This is a genomic window from Pauljensenia sp. UMB6358 (assembly GCF_030216865.1).
GTDB lineage: Bacteria > Actinomycetota > Actinomycetes > Actinomycetales > Actinomycetaceae > Pauljensenia > Pauljensenia turicensis_A.
Genome location: NZ_JASOMS010000001.1, coordinates 156344 through 178638, shown reverse-complemented (window position 1 = coordinate 178638; position 22295 = coordinate 156344). Strand labels below are relative to the sequence as shown.

20 protein-coding genes and 1 tRNA gene are annotated in these 22295 nt (G+C 55.9%); 2 read left to right on the top strand and 19 right to left on the bottom strand.

Features of this window, described 5'->3' with window-relative positions:
- Positions 1–50: 50 nt before the first annotated feature.
- Together rpsA and polA are read right to left on the bottom strand one after the other, a co-directional pair.
- The gene (gene rpsA / locus QP381_RS00845; RefSeq protein ID WP_101627759.1) at positions 51–1496 is read right to left on the bottom strand and encodes a 30S ribosomal protein S1; all 1446 of its coding nucleotides are present in this window, start codon (positions 1494–1496) and stop codon (positions 51–53) included.
- 194 nt (positions 1497–1690) lie between these two features.
- A complete protein-coding gene (gene polA, locus QP381_RS00840; protein ID WP_285067397.1) occupies positions 1691–4399 on the bottom strand; it encodes a DNA polymerase I in 2709 nt (902 codons plus the stop codon).
- A gap of 18 nt (positions 4400–4417) precedes the next feature.
- Here polA and QP381_RS00835 point away from each other — a divergent pair, with 18 nt between their 5' ends.
- The gene (locus QP381_RS00835; RefSeq protein WP_103632595.1) at positions 4418–4876 is read left to right on the top strand and encodes a PaaI family thioesterase; all 459 of its coding nucleotides are present in this window, start codon (positions 4418–4420) and stop codon (positions 4874–4876) included.
- A gap of 77 nt (positions 4877–4953) precedes the next feature.
- Here QP381_RS00835 and QP381_RS00830 read toward each other — a convergent pair.
- Positions 4954–5027 (bottom strand) — tRNA-Leu (locus QP381_RS00830).
- Between the two features lie 66 nt (positions 5028–5093).
- On the opposite strand from QP381_RS00830, the gene QP381_RS00825 reads away from it, so the two are divergent.
- Positions 5094–5687 carry an ANTAR domain-containing response regulator gene (locus QP381_RS00825; RefSeq protein ID WP_006681076.1) on the top strand — a complete coding sequence of 198 codons (594 nt, stop codon included), beginning with the start codon at positions 5094–5096 and terminating at the stop codon, positions 5685–5687.
- A 114-nt stretch (positions 5688–5801) separates the two neighbouring features.
- Here the strand turns inward: QP381_RS00825 and QP381_RS00820 are convergent, their stop codons facing one another.
- The 16 genes from QP381_RS00820 to QP381_RS00745 all read right to left on the bottom strand — a co-directional run bounded on the left by QP381_RS00820 (position 5802) and on the right by QP381_RS00745 (position 22142).
- Complete coding sequence (locus QP381_RS00820; RefSeq protein WP_006681077.1) at positions 5802–6017, bottom strand: hypothetical protein; 216 nt, start codon at positions 6015–6017, stop codon at positions 5802–5804.
- 298 nt (positions 6018–6315) lie between these two features.
- Entirely contained in the window at positions 6316–7761 is a 1446-nt protein-coding gene (gene pyk / locus QP381_RS00815; protein ID WP_006681078.1) for a pyruvate kinase, read from the bottom strand.
- 9 nt (positions 7762–7770) lie between these two features.
- A complete protein-coding gene (gene lgt / locus QP381_RS00810) occupies positions 7771–8700 on the bottom strand; it encodes a prolipoprotein diacylglyceryl transferase (protein WP_285067394.1) in 930 nt (309 codons plus the stop codon).
- Positions 8697–9506, bottom strand: coding sequence for a tryptophan synthase subunit alpha (gene trpA, locus QP381_RS00805; protein WP_006681080.1), 810 nt, complete (start codon positions 9504–9506; stop codon positions 8697–8699). The genes lgt and trpA overlap by 4 nt, the downstream gene beginning before the upstream one ends.
- Positions 9503–10804, bottom strand: coding sequence for a tryptophan synthase subunit beta (gene trpB, locus QP381_RS00800; RefSeq protein ID WP_006681081.1), 1302 nt, complete (start codon positions 10802–10804; stop codon positions 9503–9505). The genes trpA and trpB overlap by 4 nt, the downstream gene beginning before the upstream one ends.
- Before the next feature lies 1 nt (position 10805).
- Complete coding sequence (gene trpC, locus QP381_RS00795) at positions 10806–11651, bottom strand: indole-3-glycerol phosphate synthase TrpC (protein ID WP_103632592.1); 846 nt, start codon at positions 11649–11651, stop codon at positions 10806–10808.
- Between the two features lie 84 nt (positions 11652–11735).
- Positions 11736–12101 carry a phosphoribosyl-AMP cyclohydrolase gene (gene hisI, locus QP381_RS00790; RefSeq protein WP_103632591.1) on the bottom strand — a complete coding sequence of 122 codons (366 nt, stop codon included), beginning with the start codon at positions 12099–12101 and terminating at the stop codon, positions 11736–11738.
- Between the two features lie 136 nt (positions 12102–12237).
- Entirely contained in the window at positions 12238–12945 is a 708-nt protein-coding gene (locus QP381_RS00785; RefSeq protein WP_006681084.1) for a prepilin peptidase, read from the bottom strand.
- Complete coding sequence (locus QP381_RS00780; RefSeq protein WP_219585839.1) at positions 12942–13769, bottom strand: shikimate dehydrogenase; 828 nt, start codon at positions 13767–13769, stop codon at positions 12942–12944. Before QP381_RS00780 ends, QP381_RS00785 begins: the two co-directional genes overlap by 4 nt.
- A 4-nt stretch (positions 13770–13773) precedes the next feature.
- Positions 13774–14910 carry an endolytic transglycosylase MltG gene (gene mltG, locus QP381_RS00775; protein WP_257878499.1) on the bottom strand — a complete coding sequence of 379 codons (1137 nt, stop codon included), beginning with the start codon at positions 14908–14910 and terminating at the stop codon, positions 13774–13776.
- A gap of 137 nt (positions 14911–15047) precedes the next feature.
- On the bottom strand, positions 15048–15530 hold the full coding sequence (gene ruvX / locus QP381_RS00770) for a Holliday junction resolvase RuvX (RefSeq protein ID WP_006681087.1): 483 nt from the start codon (positions 15528–15530) through the stop codon (positions 15048–15050).
- Complete coding sequence (gene alaS, locus QP381_RS00765; RefSeq protein ID WP_219585841.1) at positions 15527–18229, bottom strand: alanine--tRNA ligase; 2703 nt, start codon at positions 18227–18229, stop codon at positions 15527–15529. Before alaS ends, ruvX begins: the two co-directional genes overlap by 4 nt.
- 107 nt (positions 18230–18336) lie before the next feature.
- Positions 18337–18960, bottom strand: a complete 624-nt coding sequence (rpsD, locus tag QP381_RS00760) for a 30S ribosomal protein S4 (protein ID WP_040318548.1) — start codon at positions 18958–18960, stop codon at positions 18337–18339.
- A 123-nt stretch (positions 18961–19083) separates the two neighbouring features.
- Positions 19084–20427, bottom strand: a complete 1344-nt coding sequence (locus QP381_RS00755) for a replication-associated recombination protein A (RefSeq protein ID WP_103632621.1) — start codon at positions 20425–20427, stop codon at positions 19084–19086.
- A gap of 5 nt (positions 20428–20432) precedes the next feature.
- Positions 20433–21452: a hypothetical protein gene (locus QP381_RS00750; RefSeq protein WP_285067384.1), complete on the bottom strand. Its 1020-nt coding sequence runs from the start codon at positions 21450–21452 to the stop codon at positions 20433–20435.
- Positions 21453–21524: 72 nt separating this feature from the next.
- Positions 21525–22142: an L-threonylcarbamoyladenylate synthase gene (locus tag QP381_RS00745; protein ID WP_285067383.1), complete on the bottom strand. Its 618-nt coding sequence runs from the start codon at positions 22140–22142 to the stop codon at positions 21525–21527.
- Positions 22143–22295: the final 153 nt, after the last annotated feature.

Genomic DNA, 22295 nt, shown 5'->3' with positions numbered 1-22295 from the left:
GTTCGTGGGGCACACGTTCATCACATCAGAGCCGAGGCTCTGTGATCAGTTCAGTTTCCGTTCGTGAGCTTCTCACGCAGAGCTGCGAGAGCCTCATCGGAAGCGAGGGTACCAACGGTCTCCGGCTCGACGGAGGACGAGGAAGAGGTGGCCTCGGGAGCAACCGGAGCTGCTTCGGCGTCTTCTTCCTGTGCCTTGACGACCTGAGCCTTGTGGGCCTGCCAGCGTGCCTGCGCTTCGGCATACTGTGCTTCCCAAGCCTCACGCTGTGCCTCGTAGCCTTCCATCCATTCCTGGGTTTCCGGATCGAAGCCTTCGGGGTACTTGTAATTGCCGTCTTCGTCGTACTCAGCGGCCATGCCGTACAACGAGGGATCAAACTCTTCGGAGGTCGGATCGATGCCTTCGTTTGCCTGCTTGAGCGACAGGGAGATGCGACGACGTTCGAGGTCGATATCGATGACCTTCACGAATGCGTCGTCGCCAACCTTGACGACCTGATCCGGCAGCTCGACGTGACGCTGAGCAAGCTCGGAAATATGGACGAGGCCTTCGATGCCGTCTTCGACGCGGACGAATGCGCCGAATGGAACAAGCTTCGTGACCTTGCCCGGCACGACCTGACCGATCGCATGGGTACGGGCAAATGCCTGCCACGGATCTTCCTGGGTTGCCTTGAGGGACAGGGAGACGCGTTCGCGATCCATGTCGACGTCGAGAACCTCGACGGTGACTTCCTGGCCAACCTCAACGACCTCTGACGGGTGATCGATATGCTTCCAGGAGAGTTCGGAGACGTGGACGAGGCCGTCGACACCACCGAGGTCGACGAACGCACCGAAGTTAACGATCGAGGAGACGTTACCGGTACGAACCTGACCCTTGCCAAGAGTGTGGAGGAAGTTCGTGCGAACCTCGGACTGGGTCTGTTCAAGCCATGCGCGACGCGAGAGCACAACGTTGTTGCGGTTCTTGTCGAGCTCGATGATCTTCGCTTCGATCTCACGACCAATGTACGGTGCGAGGTCGCGGACGCGACGCATTTCAACGAGGGATGCGGGGAGGAAGCCACGAAGGCCGATGTCGAGGATAAGACCACCCTTGACGACCTCGATGACGGTGCCGGTAACAACGCCATCTTCTTCCTTGACCTTTTCGATCTGGCCCCAGGCGCGCTCGTACTGTGCGCGCTTCTTCGACAGGAGCAGACGGCCTTCCTTGTCTTCCTTCTGGAGGACGAGGGCTTCGATCTTGTCGCCAACAGCAACAACATCGTCAGGGTTCACGTCGTGCTTGATGGAGAGCTCGCGAGAGAGGATAACGCCCTCAGTCTTGTAGCCGATGTCGAGGAGGACCTCATCGTGGTCAACCTTGACGACAGTGCCCTCGACGATGTCGCCATCGTTGAAGTACTTGATGGTTGCGTCGATGGCGGCAAGCAGATCTTCGGTCGAGCCGATGTCATTAACCGCGACCTGCGGCGTATTGGTGGTCATGTAGTTGTGTCTCCGAAACGGACTGAATAGTAGGTGTACAGAAGTGGCGAATCGGCATTCGCGTACACGAGTGCCAAGACACCGCTAGTAAGTCTACCAGTTCATTAACGCGATCTTTTCCACTGTTTGGTGGATAAAAACGTGGTTTCGGTCGCGTTTATCCGTTACGGACACACATGTGATCACCCATTCACCTAGTGGGCGGCGGCCATCCAGTTCGCTCCCACTCCCACTGCGACATCCAAAGGCACCTTCAATTGGACTGGCGAGCTCATCTTGTCGCGGACAAGCTCCTCAGCCTGCTGACGTTCTTCCGGTGCTATTTCAAGTAACAATTCGTCGTGGATCTGGAGCAGTACGCGTGACTTCATGTCAGCCTGATGCAGAGCGTCGATGAGGTTGACCATCGCAATTTTCACGATATCCGCTGCACTCCCCTGAATCGGCGCATTCAAAGCAGCACGTTCGGCCATCTCGCGGCGCTGCCGGTTCGATGAGGTCAGGTCGGGCAGATAGCGCCTACGACCGAACATCGTTTCCGTGTAGCCATTGATCCGAGCCTCGTCGACGAGCGAATTCAGATAGTCGCCTACCCCCGCGAAACGTTCGAAATAGCGGTCACGCAACGCGGCTGCTTCGTGGACCGGAATATGCAGTTGTGCGGACAGACCGTACGAGGACAATCCATACGCGAGACCATATGACGTGGCCTTGATGCGAGAGCGTTGCTCACCCGTCACGTCTTCAACGGGCGTATCGAAAACCATCGCAGCCATCGTCTTGTGCAGGTCCTCGCCGGTAGCGAAAGCTTCGATCAAGCCCTCATCTCCCGACAAATGCGCCATGATGCGCATTTCAATCTGGGAATAGTCGGCGCTCATCAAAGACTCAAAGCCGGGGCCAGCAACAAAACCGGAACGGATCTTCAGACCATCTGGACTACGAGCTGGAATATTCTGCAGATTCGGGTCCTTGGATGCCAAACGGCCAGTTGTGGTAACAACCTGTGAGAACGTCGAGTGAATGCGCCCATCGGGGTTGGTGGAGGAAATCAGCGTGTCCACCATCTGCTTCAATTTGATTCGATCACGGTGCATCAGCAGCGAGTCAAGGAATACGAAGCCCGGACCACCCGAATCTCGCGTCTTTTCGCGCAAGTCAGCAAGAGCTTCAGCGTTCGTCGTGTAGCCGGTCTTCGTCTTCTTCGTCTTGGGAAGATCGAGGACCTCGAAAAGAATCCTCTGCAGTTGCTTGGGACTGGAAAGATTCACATCTTCACCAATCACATCAAGAGCACTCTTGCGGGCCGCATCAACTTCGAATCCCAGTTGCGTCGACTGGGAGCGCAACTCGTCACTATCAACGGCAATACCTGTCGCTTCCATCTTCGCCAAGACCCTAGATACGGGAAGCTCCATCTGTGTCAGCAAGTCCAGTTCACCGTTATCCGCTAAAAGCGCGCTCAAGGTCTTCCACACAAACGGCAGGGAGTAGCAGATACGCGCGCATCGTTGAATACGTTCTTGAATCTCACCGCTGCCAACGATCTCGAAGAGAGCGTCCGTCTTCTTTTCTTCTTCGGGCAACTCAATGTTGAAATAGCGGTTCAAGATTTCTTTGATCTCGACGTTCTTCGAATCGGGGCGTGCAAGATAGGCGGCAAGCTGAACGTCCTTCGAAGGCCAGGCCATCGCCCACCCGTGTCCTGCCAAAGCGTGAGACAAGGCTTTAGCATCATGAACGACGTGCGAATCGCTGTGCTTCAGGACCTTCACTAAAGCCTGATCCTGCACCGGAGAGAGCGTGGTCGGGTCAATGACAAGGACGCGACTTCCTGCGCTTAACGCAAGAAGATCGATGTGTCCATGAGCAGGGATCCCCTCCCCGTCGGCCCAAATCGCATCAATATGGCCGACCGAGCGCGCCCAGCCGGAAATGTCAGTAGCAGCGGAAGCGACCGACACCGTTAAGGGCGCCGTCCAAAAAGCCTGGTCGGCCTCGTTCCCCGATTCTTCTACTGAGTCATCGCCTACACTGACCGCAAGCACCTGGTTACGCAGGCGCCCAAACTCCAACGTATCGAACAACGCAAGCAATTCAGTCTTTTGAGTAGCCCCGGGGACAAGATCCCCCAGCTCAACCCCCAGGTCCAGATCCGTGAGCAGACGATTCAAACGACGATTACGCGCAACATCATCGCCATGTTCGCGCAGAGCCTCGCCACGCTTCCCCTTCACCTGATCAGCATTCGCCATCAGGTTATCGAGGCCATCGAACTCGTTAATCAGCTTTGCCGCTGTCTTCGGTCCAATACCGGGAACGCCGGGCAAATTATCGGAGGTCTCACCGACAAGAGCCGCAATTTCCGGGTAACGGAACGGTGGGACACCGTACTTTTCTTCAACAGCAGCGGGCGTCATGCGCTTCAAGTTCTCGGTCGACGCACCCGGATAGAGAACCGTCACATTCTCAGTCACCGTCTGGAAAGAATCCCTATCCCCCGACGCGACCAAGACACGCATCCCGGCTTTCTCACCACGGTGAGCAAGCGTCGCCAAAATATCGTCGGCTTCGTAGCCGTCCTTGCGCAGGGAACGAATACCCATCAGTTCCAAAACCTGGCTAATCAGTTCAACTTGGCCTTTAAAGGGTTCCGGCGTCGCATCACGCGTTCCCTTATACTCCGGATACTCCTCGGTGCGGAAAGAATGGCGCGACACGTCAAACGCCACAGCAACATGGGTCGGCTTTTCCTCTTGGATCATCTTCACCATCATCTTGATGAAGCCGTACACCGCATTCGTATGTTGCCCCGAATGTGTCACGAAACGGTCAGCCGGAAGAGCATAGAAGGCACGAAAAGCCATCGAATGGCCGTCGATAATCAGCAAAGTGTCACTCACACATGTAACCCTAGAGGTATGCATGGACAAACCGCACGACAAACCGCGCCCGATCCTTCCCACAATGGCGGATTCGTGGGCGCACATTGGCCACATTCCCTGATGGAAGCCATGCGAATGGACGTGTTAGAACATTCGCCCGAAAAAACAGTGATCTTAATGCCCGTCGAAGGAAACACCCAGTCAGCTGGGATTCTTCACGGTGGGGCAAGCGCAGCGCTCGCGGAAACCGCAGCATCATTTGCTTCCCAGATTCACGCTCGTAACGTTCACGGCGCCGATCGCGGGTTCGCGGTGGGCACTGAACTGACGATTTCCCACATCTCGTCGGTTTCTACCGGTCGAGTGATCGCGACGGCAACGGCTATTCACCTGGGTGGTTCATCGACAGTCCATCTTGTTGAAATAAAGAACGAGGCCGGGAAGCTGATTTCGTCGGCGCGCGTAACGAACCGGATTATGGCGCGACGAGCTTGATGGTTCCCAGCACACCACGATCAGCGAAATGAAAAGGGCCACGGTAGTACGAAAACTACCGTGGCCCCCTTTGCACGTACCCCGAGTGGGATTCGAACCCACAACAAGCCGGGTTTGAGCCGACCGCCTCTGCCAGTTGGGCTATCGGGGCGTCGCCGTAATCGGCGCCGTTTAAGTTTATGATAGAGCTAGGAAACCTACAAACCGAGGATCAGTTATGACCACTGAAGTTCAAAACGAACCACGCCGCGTTCTTGTCGCAGAAGATGAGGGCCTGATTCGTCTGGATATCGTTGAAACCCTCACTTCTGCCGGATTTGAGGTTGTTGGTGAGGCCGCAGACGGTGAAGAAGCCGTCCAGCTTGCACTTGAGCTCGAACCTGATCTCTGTGTCATGGACGTGAAGATGCCCCGCATGGATGGCATCACCGCCGCTGAAAAGATCCTTCAGGAGCTTTCGTGTGCTGTCGTCATGCTGACCGCGTTTAGCCAAACAGAGCTTGTTGAACGTGCTCGCGATGCGGGCGCAATGGCGTATGTTGTGAAGCCCTTCAGCCCCGCGGATTTGATTCCTGCCGTTGAGATTGCCCTTTCGCGTCATCAGGAAATCGAATCTCTCGAAGAGGAGATCGCCGATCTTTCTGACCGTTTCGAAACGCGTAAGCGCGTTGACCGCGCGAAGGGCCTGCTGCAGAAGAACATGGGCATGACCGAGCCCGAGGCCTTCCGCTGGATCCAAAAGACCTCGATGGATCGTCGTCTGTCAATGCGCGAGGTCGCTGACGCTGTTATCGATCAGGTTGACGACTAAACCCGAAGGCTGACACAAACGGTGGCGGGCAGTTCTTTCGAACTGCCCGCCACCATGAGTGTGTACTGGTCACAGCTACATCACCGTTTGAGTGAGGCCACTGCACCGTTCAGATCATGCTGCTTCAATCAGCTCAAGGCCGAGGAAGTCAGCTGCGCGTCCACGTGAACGTGGGTTGGAAAGATCTGAAATTGCGCGAGCAATACTCACATCAATCATTTCGTCAAACCAAGGCTTGACTGCATTGGCCAGCTGGTCGATATCCAGGTTGTTTGCCTGACGATTCAGTGCCTGAGAATGGACTGACACAGTCCGGGTACGCGTATTCATTTTTCTTCTCCATCATTCATTCATCAGACCGTATGCAGGTATGCGCGTTGTTCGCGCAGGCAACCTCATACGGTAGGTCGTATGTGCCGAAAGCTTTCTTAAATACCCTCATCGGCATTCTTACTCGCCGTGGCACTCCCACTACCCTACACGATTTCGCGTAGTCCGCCATCGGAAGCGCCCCTTCGTGTTGCACGCCATGAAGTCCCTAGTCCATCACGAACAATCAAAGCGTCCGTGTCACGAATAAAAATGGCCAGACTACCGAAGCAGTCTGGCCACCTTTCACATGCTGGTGTCAGCGAAGTCCGCCACCGATTGAGTAGTCGACTTCATCGCCCACCTTGTGCAAGCGAAGCATGTTCGAGGAACCTGCGGTCCCCGGTGGCATACCTGCAACGATCACGAGTTCGTCACCAATTTCAGCGAGGCGCGACGACTGCGCAACCTGGTCGACCTGCCACACCATGTCATCGGTGTGACGGACCTCAGGAACGCGGTAGGTCTGAATACCCCACGTCAATGCCAGGCGACGACGCGTTGATTCCAGCGGAGTAAATGCGAGCATCGGAATCGGGCGACGCAGACGCGACATCATGCGAGCCGAAGCACCGGACTGAGTGAAGGTCACCAGGTAGCGAGCATCAAGATGCTCAGCAATCTGAGCGGCAGCTTCACAGATGACGGCCGCACGGTCGTTGACGAAGAAACCAGTCAGTGCGGCGATCATTTCGCCACCGTTTTCTTCGGTGGACTCGATAATACGAGCCATCGTGCGAACAGCTTCGATCGGGAACGCACCCACTGAAGTTTCGCCGGAAAGCATGACCGCATCGGCACCGTCAAGGATGGCGTTTGCACAGTCAGAAGCTTCAGCGCGGGTCGGGCGAGGATTCTTAATCATGGAATCCATGACCTGGGTTGCGACGATCACCGGCTTCGCAGCACGGCGAGCCAGTTCGATGGCGCGCTTCTGAACCAGCGGAACGGACTCGAGTGGCATTTCAACGCCAAGGTCACCGCGGGCAACCATGATCGCGTCAAACGCATCGACGATTTCCTGGAGGGCTTCGACAGCCTGCGGCTTTTCGATCTTGGCGATCACCGGAAGACGACGACCGTATTCGTCCATGATCGCGTGGACATCGTTGATATCCTTTGCATTGCGGACGAACGACAGAGCGATGAAGTCTGCGTCGTTTTCCATTGCCCAACGCAGGTCCTCTTTATCCTTCTCGGAAAGAGCAGGAACGGACACTGCGACGCCGGGAAGGTTCAACCCCTTGTGGTCGGAAACTACGCCGGGGACCTCAACCTTGGTGATGACGTCGGTATCGGTGACCTCGACAACGCGGACTGCGACGTTTCCGTCGTCAATCAGCAGGCGATCGCCGGGAGCACAGTCACCAGGCAGACCTTTGAAGGTCGTACCAACGAGTTCCTTAGTTCCAGGCACGTCGCGGGTTGTGATGGTGAACGTGTCACCAACAGCGAGGACCTGGGGCCCTTCTTCGAACGTCTCCAGGCGAATCTTCGGGCCCTGCAGGTCAACGAGGATTGCAATGGCACGCCCTGAAGTCGCGGAAGCACGACGGACCTTTTCAATAACAGCTTCGTGCTCTGCAGCCGTGCCGTGTGATCGATTGATTCGGGCAACGTCCATACCGGCGTCAACCAGTGCTTGGACTTGCTCCGAAGAATCAGTGGCAGGGCCGAGAGTACATACAATTTTTGCTCGACGCATAGCCCAAGTCTACCGTGATTGGGCGTCAAAACTCTTATCCTGGGATTCAATTTCAAGGTGATCGTTCCCATGTTCAGCGATTTCCGAAGCATTTTCGCCACTTTCAGCAGGCACGAAGCGTTCGTCGCCCTGCAAGATAGTGGATCGTCCCAGTCTCCCGGCAACGAAGTAGACAACGAGGCCTAGCGCAAAAATGGCGAGCGATGTCCATACGTTCAGGCGCACTCCGAAGAAGGTGTGAGCCGTGTCGATGCGCATCATTTCAATCCAGCTTCGTCCAAGTGGATATGCGATCAGGTAGAGCGCGAACACCTGTCCAGAGGCGAAACGGAAACGACGATCGCACCACACGATGATTGCCGCCATCGTCAGATTCCACAGGCACTCATAGAGGAATGTTGGGTGAAACAGGGTTCCCGAGGCAAAACCATCGGGCAGATGCGCGTCGTCGATCTGCAAACCCCATGGCAACGTCGTGGGGCCACCGAAAAGCTCTTGATTGAACCAGTTCCCCCAGCGACCAATGGCCTGGGCGACCAGTAATGCTGGTGCAAGCGAATCAGCAAGCGGGCCAAGGCGCTTCCCGGAACGTTTCACTGCAATCCAAGCGCCGACTGCGCCCAGAGCGACACCGCCCCAGATGCCCAAGCCACCTTCCCAGATTTGAATGATTCGAGCCGGATCACCGTTTGGACCAAAGTAGGCTTCGGGTGATGTGAAGACATGGTACAGGCGAGCTCCGATAATACCGATCGGGATCGCCCAAAGGGCCACGTCATACATCAGTTCAGGGTCACCGCCACGTTGTGCGTAGCGCTTGGCCGTCCAGTAGACGGCGATAAACATGCCGATAACGATGATTAATCCGTACGCGCGTAGCGGTAGCGGACCGATGTACCAGACACCCTGCGACGGCGAAGGGATGGAGGCGCTGATCACAATCGGGCTCCTTTCACTCCTGAAACCAAGTCGTGAGCACGTTCTTCAAGAAGACGAAGGCCGCGGTCAATTGGCTCGTTAAACAGTGTCTTCACCAGTGCGGAGCCCACGATAACGCCGTCGGCGTACGCACCGATTTCTTTCGCCTGCTGGCCGTTCGAAATACCAAGACCAACGCACACGCGCTGAGCCCCGGCATCTCGCGTGCGTTCAACGAGGTCCTTGACGTGCTCTCCCACGGATGCGCGAGCACCGGTAACCCCCATTGTCGAGGCAGCGTACACCCAGCCTTCGCTATGCGCACTGATCAGTTCCAACCGGCGCCTCGGAGACGAGGGGGCGACAAGGTACGTGCGCTCCAAGCCGTATTCTTCTGCGCTTGCTTCCCACTGCGCCCCTTCTTCTGGAGGAAGGTCGGGGGTAATCAGACCGGAACCACCCGCAGTAGCAAAATCACGGGCAAAGCGCTCCACCCCCCACCACTCGACAGGATTCCAGTAGGTCATCACCGCGGTGGTCAGTCCATAACTGGTCAGTTCTTCAACAGCTCGAAACAGATCTTCAAGGTGAGTACCGTGTTCAAGAGCAGCAACTGTTGCCTTCTGAATCGTGGGTCCATCCATTCCTGGATCGGAATAGGGGAAGCCCAGTTCTAGTACGTCAAAACCACAATCTGCAAGGACTTTGCCCGCTCGAATGGAATTATCAACCGACGGAAAACCAACGGGAAGGTATCCGATGAGAGCTGCGTCGCCTCGTGAATGAGCTTCGTCGATGCGATGCCCAGCTTTCAATTCTTTGCTCACTTGCCCGCCTCTTCATCATCGTCCAACTGGGAAATGCCAGTCGAACCGGCACTGGGGTCAATCACTTGACGAGTCGCATGACCCAAGTTGAACCACTTCGATGCCGTGTCCACGTCTTTATCTCCGCGTCCCGACACAGTGACAATGGCAATCGGACCTTCACCTTCAGCAAAGGGACCGCCGTTTTCGCGAACCTTCTGCGCGGCCCACTGGCGGATACCTGCAAGAGCATGCGAAGACTCAATTGCGGGAATAATACCCTCGGTGCGCGATAGCAACCGGAAAGCATCCATCGCATCGGCATCGTTGATGGGAATGTAGCGAGCGCGACCGATCGCAGCGAGCCACGAATGTTCGGGGCCAACACCCGGGTAGTCGAGACCCGCCGAAATCGAATGTGATTCCTTCGTTTGACCGTCTCGTTCTTGAAGCAGGTACGTGCGGGCTCCGTGAAGAACACCGGTTTCATTCGCGGTAATCGAAGCGGCATGGCGACCGGTCTCAACCCCGTCTCCACCAGCTTCGCACCCGAGTAGTTCGACATCGGGATCGTCGAGGAATGCGGTGAAAGTACCGATTGCGTTCGAACCACCACCGATACATGCGCAGACGATGTCCGGCAAACGGCCTTCCATTGCCAGAAGCTGTGCTCGAGCCTCATCACCAATCACTCGCTGTAAATCACGAACAAGTTCCGGGAATGGATGAGGACCAGCCGCGGTACCGAAGATGTAGTTGGTTGTAGCTTCGTTCGTCACCCAATCGCGGAATGCTTCATTGATTGCATCCTTCAGAGTCTTCGAACCGGATGCTACGGCGACAACTTCCGCCCCAAGCATCTGCATTCGAGCAACATTCAGTGCTTGACGTCGAGTATCTTCTTCGCCCATGTAGACGGTGCACTCCAAGCCAAGAAGCGCCGCTGCAGTGGCGGTCGCAACACCGTGTTGCCCGGCACCGGTTTCAGCGATGACTCGGGTTTTGCCCAGTTCCTTCGTCAAAAGAGCTTGGCCAAGCACGTTGTTGATCTTGTGCGAGCCCGTATGGTTCAAGTCTTCGCGCTTCAAAAAGACGCGCACTCCCCCAAGCTCGCGGGAGAAACGAGGCGCCTCGGTCAGCAAAGACGGACGACCCGCATACCCAACAAACAGGTCACGAAGACGCTTCTGGAACGCAGGATCGGGCCATAAGCGCTTCCACTCACGTTCAATAACCTCGAGTGGTCCCATCAATGATTCGGCGACAAACCGTCCACCGAATTGGCCAAAGTAGGGGCCTTGAACGTTTGACAGTGCCACGTTACTTCTCCTCTAGAGCGGCGCGAACGCGCGCCTTACGGTCGGTCAGGAGAGCCGGATGAGAGCCGGCACATACCATGTCACGAATGGAGGACAACGGATCACCGCTGGTCACCAGAGCCTCTCCGACGAGAACAGCATCAGCACCCCACTTGGCGTATTCGAAAACGTCGTGGGGGCCTCGTACACCTGACTCCGCGACGGCGACAACGTCAGCTGGAATCACATCAATCACCTGGTTAACGGTGTCGCGGTCAACTTCAAGGGTCTTCAGATCTCGAGCATTGACCCCGATAATCCGTGCTCCCGCTTCGAGCGCTCGCAACGCCTCAAGACGCGAATGCGTTTCAACCAGAGCATTCATCCCCAGCGAATGGACGCGTTCCAGAAGCGAGACAAGTGCCGGCTGTTCAAGTGCGGCGACAATCAAGAGGACGAGGTCCGCTCCATGTGCCCGCGCCTCGTGAATCTGATACGGAGTAACAATAAAATCCTTGCGGAGCACTGGAATATCCACTGCGGCACGCACTGCATCAAGGTCAGCGAGGGAGCCAGAGAAACGACGTTTTTCCGTTAGAACAGAAATGGCGGTTGCGCCACCTTCTTCGTAGATCGACGCAAGACGCGCAGGATCAGGAATATCAGCAAGAGCGCCCCTTGACGGAGAGGAACGCTTCACTTCGGAAATAATCGATACGGCGCCTTCGCGTTCCTTGAAGGCTGCGAATGCGTCATGGGCATCGGGGGCACGCAGTGCACGTCGCTTGATTTCGTCCATGGGGACGTGGGCCTCGCGCAAGGCAAGATCTTCACGGACACCTGCGATGATGTCATCTAAGACTGTCATGATTGCGCTCCTTCGCCACTACCGTCGTCAATTCGATGCTAGTGGGTACTAGCAGAGATACTGAAATGGGCTCATCATGTGTGCTCATACGTCACCTCGCTGACCGATGACTGCACCAAGGTCACCGCCTTCTTCGAAACAGGAACGCTTCCCCGTGTGACAGGCAACCCCAACCTGGTCCACTTCGATGAGCAACGCATCGCCGTCACAATCAAGACTGACAGCCTTCACAAACTGGAGGTGTCCGGACGTATCACCTTTGCGCCAATACTCTTGGCGACTTCGCGACCAGAAGGTCACTCGCCCTGTCGTCAGCGTCCGATGAAGAGCCTCGTCATCCATCCACCCAAGCATTAAAACTTCACGGGTATCCCACTGCTGAACGACAGCAGCAACAAGACCGGCAGAATTACGCTTTAAACGCTGAGCAATCGAAGGATCTAAAGTCATTCATCTATCTTGACACGAACAGGTCAACACGACCTCTGCCGTTCATTCTCCGGCTATAACGCCATCGCACACATCGAAGCGACCGGCCTCGTACCCTCAAAAAGAATGCGGTCAACTGCGTAGGCGAAAGAACCGCCTACTGCCACTGAAGAATCGCACCCCAGCCGATATACCCACCGGCAGCACCAAGAATCAGCCACGGTCCAAGAGGTATCCGCGCCCCGGTCCCTGCATTGCCGACGACCAATCGCCACAACGCGGCGCCACCGGCCAAAACGAAGGAAATAATCAAACCACCGTAGGCAGCTTGGATACCAACGCACCCAAGCAACGCTCCAAGGACAGGAGCAATCTTCACGTCGCCAAAACCGACACCGCCCGGGATCCTAGAAAGGATCCACAAGGGAACCGCCCAAATTGCCATCGACAGGACAATACGCACGATCACTTTCACGGGCGTTTCCGAGTGGAAAATCATGCCGAGCGCACCGAAGGTCACGCCGATCGCCATCGTAGCCGTGTATGCGTTGGGAAGCTTGTGCGTTCGAGCATCAACCAAAGCAGAGAGCGCCCCGATCATCGCAACCGACACAATAGCCGGTGCCGACGGTTTCAGTTGCAGCGTCACAATCGTTGCAGCCCCAAACAAAGCGGAGGTCCACACGATACCCGTGCGCTTATACGGTGTCAGCGTCGCTTCAATGAAATATCGGCGTTGGACGCGCCAGCCGTAGCGCCACAGCCAATAGATGATGATCAGCCATGTTGCGAGTGCTAACGCAAGCGACAAGTCCTGGACCGTTGTTGCTTCACGGACGCGCAGAAGACTTAAAAAATCGCTCATTGATGAATCACCTGACGCATCGCCTTCACATCAGCGTTCTTCCCCGTCATTAGCTGAACCTGAAGATGCGCTTGATGAAGAAGCATCTCGACACCGTAGACAACGCACGCGCCATTGGCTTCATACACCTGTACAAGCTGCGTGTCACGAGGCGAATAAATGACATCAAGCAGACACTGATCGGTTCTCGGGCTCAATTGCTTGGCAATATCATCGCCAATATGTGCGGGCAACGTAGAGATGAGGATGTCTGCCGAAGCGATCTCACGCATCACTCGTTCATGATCGCTGAAAAGAACCTGGTCAATCTCAACACCCAACCGCGTTGCTGCCACAACAATCGAACCCGGTCCGCCAAAACGACGCGCGATCACAGTTGTGCGAGTGATACCAAGCGTGCCCAAGGCTGCAAGGGACGAGGCCGCCGTCGCTCCACTGCCCAAGATCACTGCAGAATGCGGCGCATCACACCCCCTGCGCGCTCGAGCCTGATCGATAGCCATCACGATCCCGTGCACATCGGTGTTAAAACCGGTCAACACGCCTGCCGATGGGACAACGGTATTCACACTTCCAACCGCTTGGGCCAAAGGATCGCAGACATCAATCAAAGACATGATGTCCTGTTTGCACGGCATGGTCACGGAAAGACCGAGGCACCCTGAATCGAGCGAGGAGAGGAAAGACGGCAACGTTTCTTTCGTGACCTCGATTGTGCGGTACGTCCAATCAGAACCCACGCCGACAGAATCCCACGCTGCCCTGTGCAAAAGAGGCGATAGTGAGTGCTCAATGGGTGAGCCGATTACGCCAGCCCAACTCATTGTGTCAGCACTTCCCGGGGTTAGCTTCGCAGTAGTCCTTGAATTTCTTCTGATTGGCTTCGTGATCGGCCAGCGTTGAAGCAAACACTGTCTCACCCGTATCCAAATCAATGGTCACGTAGTACAGCCAGTCGCCATCCGCAGGATGCATCACGGCCTTGATTGCTGCCTCACTGGGCTGAGCGATCGGGCTCGGAGGAATCCCCTTATGAAGGTATGTGTTGTACGGGTTCTCATCCAGCAGATCGGAAGCGGTTGGTACGCCACCGGTTTTACCAACTCCGTAAAGAACCGTTGAGTCCATTTGGAGCAAGCCATGAGTCTCGTTTTCAGTATCAGCAAGGCGATTTTCAATCACTCGAGCGACCTTGGGCAGGTACTCGTCAAGATTCACTTCACGTTCGAGAATTGAAGCCTTGTTCAAAACAATTTCGCGCTGGTCTTCAGCGACACCGGCACTATCGAGCGTGGAAATCGTAGTGGCAACCATCTGGGCAACCAGAGTCACCGGAGTATCCGAAGACGCCACTTCGTATGAACCCGGAGCAAGCCACCCCTCAACGTTTCCCCCAGCCACATCGGGCAAACCAATAGCGCTGGCATCTTCAAATGCTGCGGTGACATCATCAAAGCTGAAATCGGTGACAGATGAAATACGCTCGGCAATTTCTGCCTTGGTTTGACCCGGAGTGACAGTCACCGTGTTATCAGACCTATTAGCGTCATCAAGCAATGCGGCAACCGCATCAGACGCCCTCATCTGCATTTTCAGCGTGTATGTGCCCGGACGGATCATTGTGGCTGCTTTATTCGCGTCATACGAGCGGATAAAGGCTGCAACGCTCTTGACGACGTCAGCATCAACCAGTGACTGACCGATTTCGGCACCTGTTTCGCCGACATCGATCGTCACTTCAACAGAGCCTGAACCCGGACCTGGATAGTCATCGTCCAATTGCGAGAAGGAAGATGAAGGCGCGGTCAGTTGGCGTACGGCATACACTGCTGCACCGCCAAGGAGAGCAATAACGATTGCCAGGATAATGAACGCGCGGATACGACGATTACGCTTACGACGGCGGGCTCGACGACGTTCTACTTCTAGGCGCCGAGAACGCATGCCGGTCGTTTCACTACTCACGGTTCCAAAAAGAGGAAGATCATTCGACTGTGGCGTTGCGGGCGGTGTCTGCGCGCGCTGGTGCGAAGCCTGAGTGCCTGCTCGTCCCTGTATATCTCGTCGTCGAGGAAATGGAGGGCGTTGCGAGTTGGGCGTCGTCACGAAAGATCCTTCCCTTCAATGATGATCTCGACCCCTGGGGCTCGATCGCTCATTCGTTCCGCTTCAAGTGCTTGCTCAAGAATGATTTGAGCAGCCACCTGATCGACAACCGCTCGGTGTTCCCTCTCTGGAACGCCTGACTGTCGTAAGCGCGCATGCGCTTGATTTGAGGATAGCCTCTCATCAACCAATGCGACACGAACATGTGGCCTAGCTAGCTTAATTCGTCTGCCGTAGCGCCGAGCGCCTTTTGCTGAAATTCCCTCTCCACCTTTGAGATGTTTCGGCAGGCCTACGATGACTTCTAAGGCATCGTATTCGTCGATGATTGAGCAGATACGCTCAACGTCAGAACCGTCATCAGCTCGGATAACAGTTTCAACGGGCATTGTGAGTATGCCGTCCGGGTCGCAGCGACTCACTCCAACCCGGACAGTTCCAACATCAACACCGATGCGCGTTCCGCGACGAAGACTCACGAATGAGCAACCTCGCGACGGATCGCGTCAAGCGCTTCCTTGATCGCGTCGAGCTTGGTGCCACCGCCCTGTGCGATGTCATCACGGCCACCGCCGCCACCACCAAGGTGCTGGGCGACAGCGCGAACAAATGCGCCTGCCTTAGCCTTGCGCTCGCGTGCCTTCTCGTTTGTCACAACGACGATCGAGGGCTTGTCGTTCACTCGGCCGATGAGAGCGACAACAACCGGATTCGCATCGCCAAGACGATCACGAACTTCAAGAGCCAGAGTGCGCAACGCGTCAGCGGACGGCATAACGCCTGCATCATTGGCGACTACAGCAATGCCATTGAGCGACTGTGCCGTATCAGCAAACGTCTGCGCCTGAGCCAGTGCTTGCTCAGTGCGCATGCGCTCGAGTTCCTTCTCAGATTCCTTCACTCGAGCAAGCAACGAAGCAATACGATCCGGAAGCTCTTCGCTACGGCCCCCCACCATGGTCGACAGCTGGGAAACCAAAGCATGTTCCTTTGCCTGGAACGAATACGCGCCATTGCCGACAAGCGCATCAATGCGTCGCACGCCCGAACCAATGGATCCTTCACCCACGATCGCGATACGACCAATGTGGCCGGTCGTAGGAACATGGGTGCCACCGCAGAGTTCCTTATCGAAGCCGTCACCGATGGTGACAACACGGACCTCAGCACCATACTTTTCGCCGAAAAGTGCAATCGCGCCGGAAAGGCGGGCCTCTTCGATCGACATCACGTCAGTCTTGACCACGAGGTCCTCGGCAAGCTTTTCATTGATGAGGGCTTCAATGTCGTTAATCTGCGAACCCTCGAGAGCCGAGGAGTGACGGAAGTCGAAGCGTAGACGTGACGGTGAGTTCTCAGAACCAGCCTGATCGGCGTCTTCGGCAACGATTCGACGCAGACCCGCATAGACCATATGGGTTGCGGTGTGAGCGCGAGCAATCGCCAGACGACGCTCAGAGTCAACCTCTGCCCATGCCTTCGCACCAACCGTCACTACGCCTTCAGTCAGCGTGCCACGGTGAACCGACAGTCCCTTAATCGGAGCCTGGACATCGTGGACCTCGATAATGCCACCGTCTGCAAGGCGAATCTGACCGTGGTCAGCGAGCTGACCACCCATCTCAGCGTAGAACGGAGTGCGGTCAAGGACGACCTCGACCTCAGCAGGCGCCTGCGCGACGGGAGCGGGAACGGAATCAACGAGAAGAGCGGTGATCGTCGCTTCGGAGCCAAGATCTGTGTAGCCGAGGAAGGTCGAGCCACCACCCATCTGCTTCTCAATATCTTGGAAGAGGCGAACGTCGGTGTGGCCGGTCTTCTTTGCGCGAGCATCGGCGCGTGCACGGTCCTTCTGCTCCTGCATGAGAGTCTTGAAAGCATCCTCGTCAACCTTCAGGCCCTGCTCGCTTGCCATTTCAAGCGTCAAGTCAATCGGGAAGCCGTAGGTGTCATGCAGTGAGAATGCTGATTCGCCGGACAGAACGTGAGATCCAGCCTTCTTCGCATCACGAACGGCGGCGTCAAGAATCGTAGTGCCGGCGCTCAGCGTGCGACGGAATGCGTCCTCTTCGGCGTATGCGACGTCCTGAATGGTTGCCCAATTCTCGTTGAGTTCCGGGTAGGACAGGGACATGACGTTCTTCGAAGCTGTCAGCAGACTCGGCATCGTGGCTTCGTCGACGCCCAAAAGACGCATTGAACGCACCGCACGGCGGATCAGACGACGCAACACGTAGCCTCGTCCATCGTTGCCCGGACGCACGCCGTCATTGATCAGCATGAGCGCAGAACGCACGTGATCTGCGACAACGCGCATACGCACATCATCGTCATAAGCGACACCCGCGCTGGGGCCTGAGGCACCCAAGCCGTACTTCTTGCCCGACATCTGCTGGGCGACATCAATGACCGGGAAGACTTCGTCGATCTCGTACATGTTCGGCTTGTCCTGCATGATGAATGCAAGACGCTCAAGGCCAGCACCCGTATCAATTGCGGTCTGGTCAAGCTTGCCAACGAGTTCGAAGTCGTGGCCTTCACCTTCGCCTCGAACAAATTCGTCGAAGACGAGGTTCCAGATTTCAAGGAAGCGGTCGCCAGCAACGTCGGCGACGGGACCACCATCGGGGCCAAACTCAGGACCACGGTCGTAGTGGATTTCACAGCATGCGCCAGCAGGACCCGGCTGACCGGTCGACCAGGAGATCTCTTCAAACGGAAGACGCTGGATGCGCTCTGCGGGCAGGCCGATCGTCTTCGTCCAGTAGTCGAAGGAAACCTCGTCTTTTTCCCAGATGGTCATCCACAAGCGGTCGCCGTCAAGGCCGTAACCGCCCTTATCCTGCGGAGTTGTCAGTAGTTCCCACGCGTGGCTGATAGCGCCTTCCTTGAAGTAATCGCCAAAGGAGAAGTTACCGTTCATCTGGAAGAACGTACCGTGCCGCGTGGTCTTACCAACATTGTCAATATCATTCGTACGAATGCACTTCTGCACCGATGCTGCGGTCGGCCACGGAGCCGGCTCTGTTCCCAGAATGTAGGGAATAAACGGCACCATGCCTGCGACGGTGAACAGAATGGAAGGCTCCGGAGAGATCAACGAAACCGAAGGCGAAATATGGTGGCCTTTGGATTCGAAGAAGTTGAGCCAACGTGAACGAATTTCAGAGGTGCGCATGGTTCCCTATCGTAATAGGTGAGGGCCAGATAAAGCACATCTGACCAACGGGGTGAAAGAAAACAACAGAGCCCCGAGAAAAATCTCGGGGCTCTGCAAAAGTGTGATCAGCGTGAGTAGTGTTCAACGACCATCTGGACGTCACAGGTCACGGGGACTTCAGCGCGCTTCGGTCGACGAACCAAAGTGGCCTTGAGGCGCTCAAGCTCGACGTCCAGATATTCGGGAACTGCCGGCAGAACGTCACGGTGGATGCCCTGAGCAGCAATTTCGAACGGAACGGTGGTCTGCGACTTCGGCTTGACCTGGATGGTCTGCCCCGGCTTCACACGGAAAGACGGACGGTCAACGATCTTACCGTCAACCAGGATGTGACGGTGAACGACGACCTGACGTGCCTGCTGGATGGTGCGGGCGAAGCCTGCACGCAGAACCAGGGCGTCAAGACGCGTTTCGAGAAGCTCAACCAGGTTTTCACCGGTCAGGCCAGCGGTACGACGTGCTTCTTCGAAGGCGCGACGCATCTGGGATTCGCGGATGCCGTACTGAGCGCGCAGACGTTGCTTTTCCTTCAGACGAACGGCGTAGTCGGATTCTTGACGACGACGGGAGCGACCGTGCTCGCCGGGGCCGTAGGGGCGCTTCTCGAAGTAGCGGACTGCCTTCGGGGTGAGTGCAATGCCGAGGGCGCGGGATTCGCGCACCTGCTTGCGGGAACGGTTCTGTGCCATTTCCTCTATCTTTCCTGTTTCTTGTGTCATGACCACGGACTATCCGTTGGTCACGGGGTCAACTCCCAGAATTGCTTCTTTCGGCTAAGACCCCAGGTGTGCCATACAGGCAACCCGTCAAGACTACCGTAGTTTCAGTAGTTTCCTAATCACGGACAGGCGTTCAGTGATGAGTTTCTCATGCCCGTTCGTGGTTGGCTCATAGTAGCGTGCACCCTCAAGATTGTCGGGAAGATACTGCTGGGTAGCAACGTGATGCGGTTCGTCGTGCGCATAAATGTACTCTTGGCCGTGGCCCAGTCGTTTCGCTCCCCCGTAATGAGCATCGCGCAGATGCATGGGAACAGGTCCGCTCTTTCCAGCTCTCAGGTCCGCAATCGCCCTGTCAATACCAAGGTAGGCAGCGTTCGACTTCGGCGCGGTTGCGACAGCAATGACCGCTTCGGCCAAAATAATGCGCGCCTCCGGCATGCCGATCATTGCCACTGCTTGAGCCGCAGCAACGGTTGTAGATAGGACCTCGGGAGCTGCCATACCCACATCTTCCGAGGCAGCGATCATGACGCGCCTCGCAATAAAACGAGGATCCTCCCCCGCTTCTAGCATTCGCGCCAGATAGTGCAACGCCGCATCAACGTCAGAACCTCGCATCGATTTAATGAACGCCGAAGCAACGTCGTAGTGCTGATCCTGGTCCCAGCGGACAAGCGCTTGGTTCGCGGCGGTCTGCACGTGATCAAGGGTGATCGCTTGGGACTGTTGGTCGTCGGCTGCTCCAGCGGCAGCTTCCAGCAGAGTCAGTGACTTTCGTGCATCGCAGCCAGCAAGGCGTACGAGGCCCCCCATCGCGTCATCATCCAGTGTGTAAGCGCCATTCAGACCTCGTTCATCATCGAGAGCACGACGGATTAAGAGCTCAATCGCCTCTTCTTCGAGTGGCTCGAGCACCAGCAAGATCGAACGTGAGAGCAACGGCGAGATCACCGAAAACGATGGATTCTCGGTTGTTGCAGCAACGAGGGTTACCCACTGATTTTCGACAGCTGGGAGAAGAGCATCCTGCTGAGACTTCGAGAAACGATGAACTTCGTCGATGAAAAGAATGGTTCCTTCACCAGTTGACGCGGTACGCCTCTTCGCGCTGACAACAACGTCTCGAATATCTTTTACGCCAGCTGAGACCGCGGACAATTCTTCAAAATGACGACCGGATGATTGAGCAACAAGGTAGGCAAGTGTGGTTTTACCAGTGCCCGGTGGGCCCCACAAGATCACGGAAGAAACCTGAGGAGCACCCGGTTTAACCGGAGCGAGCAACCGTCGAAGAGGCGAACCTTCTGAGAGAAGATGGCGTTGCCCAATGACTTCGTCGAGAGATGTTGGACGCATACGCACCGCAAGAGGAGCATGCGAGTTAAACTGCGGAACTCCGTCGGCAGTTAAAGAGTCGGAACTAAAAAGGTCCACGAGGTTCACTGAGTGGGCGCTGAGGCGGACAGTAGATGTGCAACGACACCACCAGCGATTAACACCATGCCACCACCGGCCGCGAAGGCTGATGCGGACAAAGCCATCGCCGCGTTCATTGCAGCACCGTTGTCGGCGTTAGCTTCGTGCGCAGCAAGAATGGCTTCCGCCGACAGTGAAGACGCCGACGACTCGCTTGATTGGGAGGAAAGAAGCTTCACTGTTGGCTGGTCAGATTGGTCTTCCGTTGAGCTTGCTTCGCTTGGAACGGGAGAAGCAAGCGTCGTTTGCTGGGCAGGAACCTGAACAGCTGGATTCGAAGCACTCCGGGCGGCCGCCGTGTTCGTCTGCGCAGAAATGGCATCAGGCAACAGTGTAGCCGGCGCTGAAGGAGTAACGGGCTCAGGAACAACCGGGGCACCGGGGGTTACGGGCTTTTCAGGCTCACTGGGAATCACTGGATCTACCGGTTGAACGGGAGTAGCAGGTTCAACGGGATCGACTGGAGTAATCGGGATTGCCTTTTGCGTAATGCCGACCCAGCGTGTGAACTCGCAAGCCTCTCCTGCACTGTGACCATCCTTGGTCAGATAGAAGACAGTGAGTTGATGAGCGGCGTTAGCTTCCCACAAAGTACCGTCAGCATTATTCGTGCCGTTAGGGATCTCAACGGGTGCCACGAAACGCTCTTTCTGCGCGTCATAGGTACCAACTGCCCACACCTTCGCGTCAAGCTTTTCGCCGGTCAGCGGGTTTGCCAGTGCTTCACTACGTTGCAAAAGGGTTCCGTTACCGTCAAGGTAGACGGCAATAAGGTGCGTTGCGTCAAGTCCACTACAACTTGAAAGGACCGTGAACGTGTCTGAGAGAGAGTCCTTTAAAAAAGGGCTGTTCGCGCTCTTTCCATCGCCCTGCGCAAACGACGGGGTAGCACAGGCTAAAACAAATCCAACCAGCACAAAAAGGAGTGCAAGAATACGCGCGAAATGCGCACGAACAGCACCAAGATGGCGTTGTAGCGCCATTCTTCCCTCCCCTTTACTCAATATGCTCCATTGAGCCTATCAGGAGAGAAGTGAGAAGGTCATACGAAGTACTTACTCAAAAAGTGAGGTATCCCCCGCACCAGCACGCGCGACCACTCCAGCACCCTGGGTGAAGTCGATCACGGTTGTGGCCTCGTCACCACCGACGGGAGCAACGATCACTAGGTCAATCAACTTACCGATGCGATCATCCACCTCGAACCCGTCGATCATCGGTTCGCTCTCACCGGGCAAAATCAGTGTCGAACACAGAAGCGGTTCGCCAAGCGCTGCAACGATCTCTTGGGTAATGACATGATCGGGAATGCGGACACCAACTGTGTGCTTCTTTTTGTTCAGCGTCATGCGAGGAATCTCTTTAGTTCCAGGCAAAATGAAAGTGTAGGCACCCGGAGTCAGAGCTTTGATCGTACGGAACTGAGAGTTATCGACGATGACAAGTTCACCCAGTTGCGCAAAAGAATGGCACAAGAGCGAGAAGTTGTGTTTCGCGTCCAAACGACGAATCGAACGAATCGTATCCATGCCAGCCTTGTTGCCGAGCTTGCAGGCAATCGCGTATCCCGAATCAGTCGGAAGCGCGATCACGCCGTCGTTGTTCAAGATCTCGACAGCTTTGTTCACGAAACGAACTTGTGGATTCTCTGGGTGCATTTCTACGTACGACATACATACAGTGTGCCCTAAATCACGCACTCATGCAGGTGAAACAGACCTACCACCTGACGAATCTGCCATGCAAGAAGTCTGGTGACACAGATGAAATCCATGGGATAAATCAGAGGGCGGTACCGAAGAGCTCAGTCTTCAGTACCGCCCTCT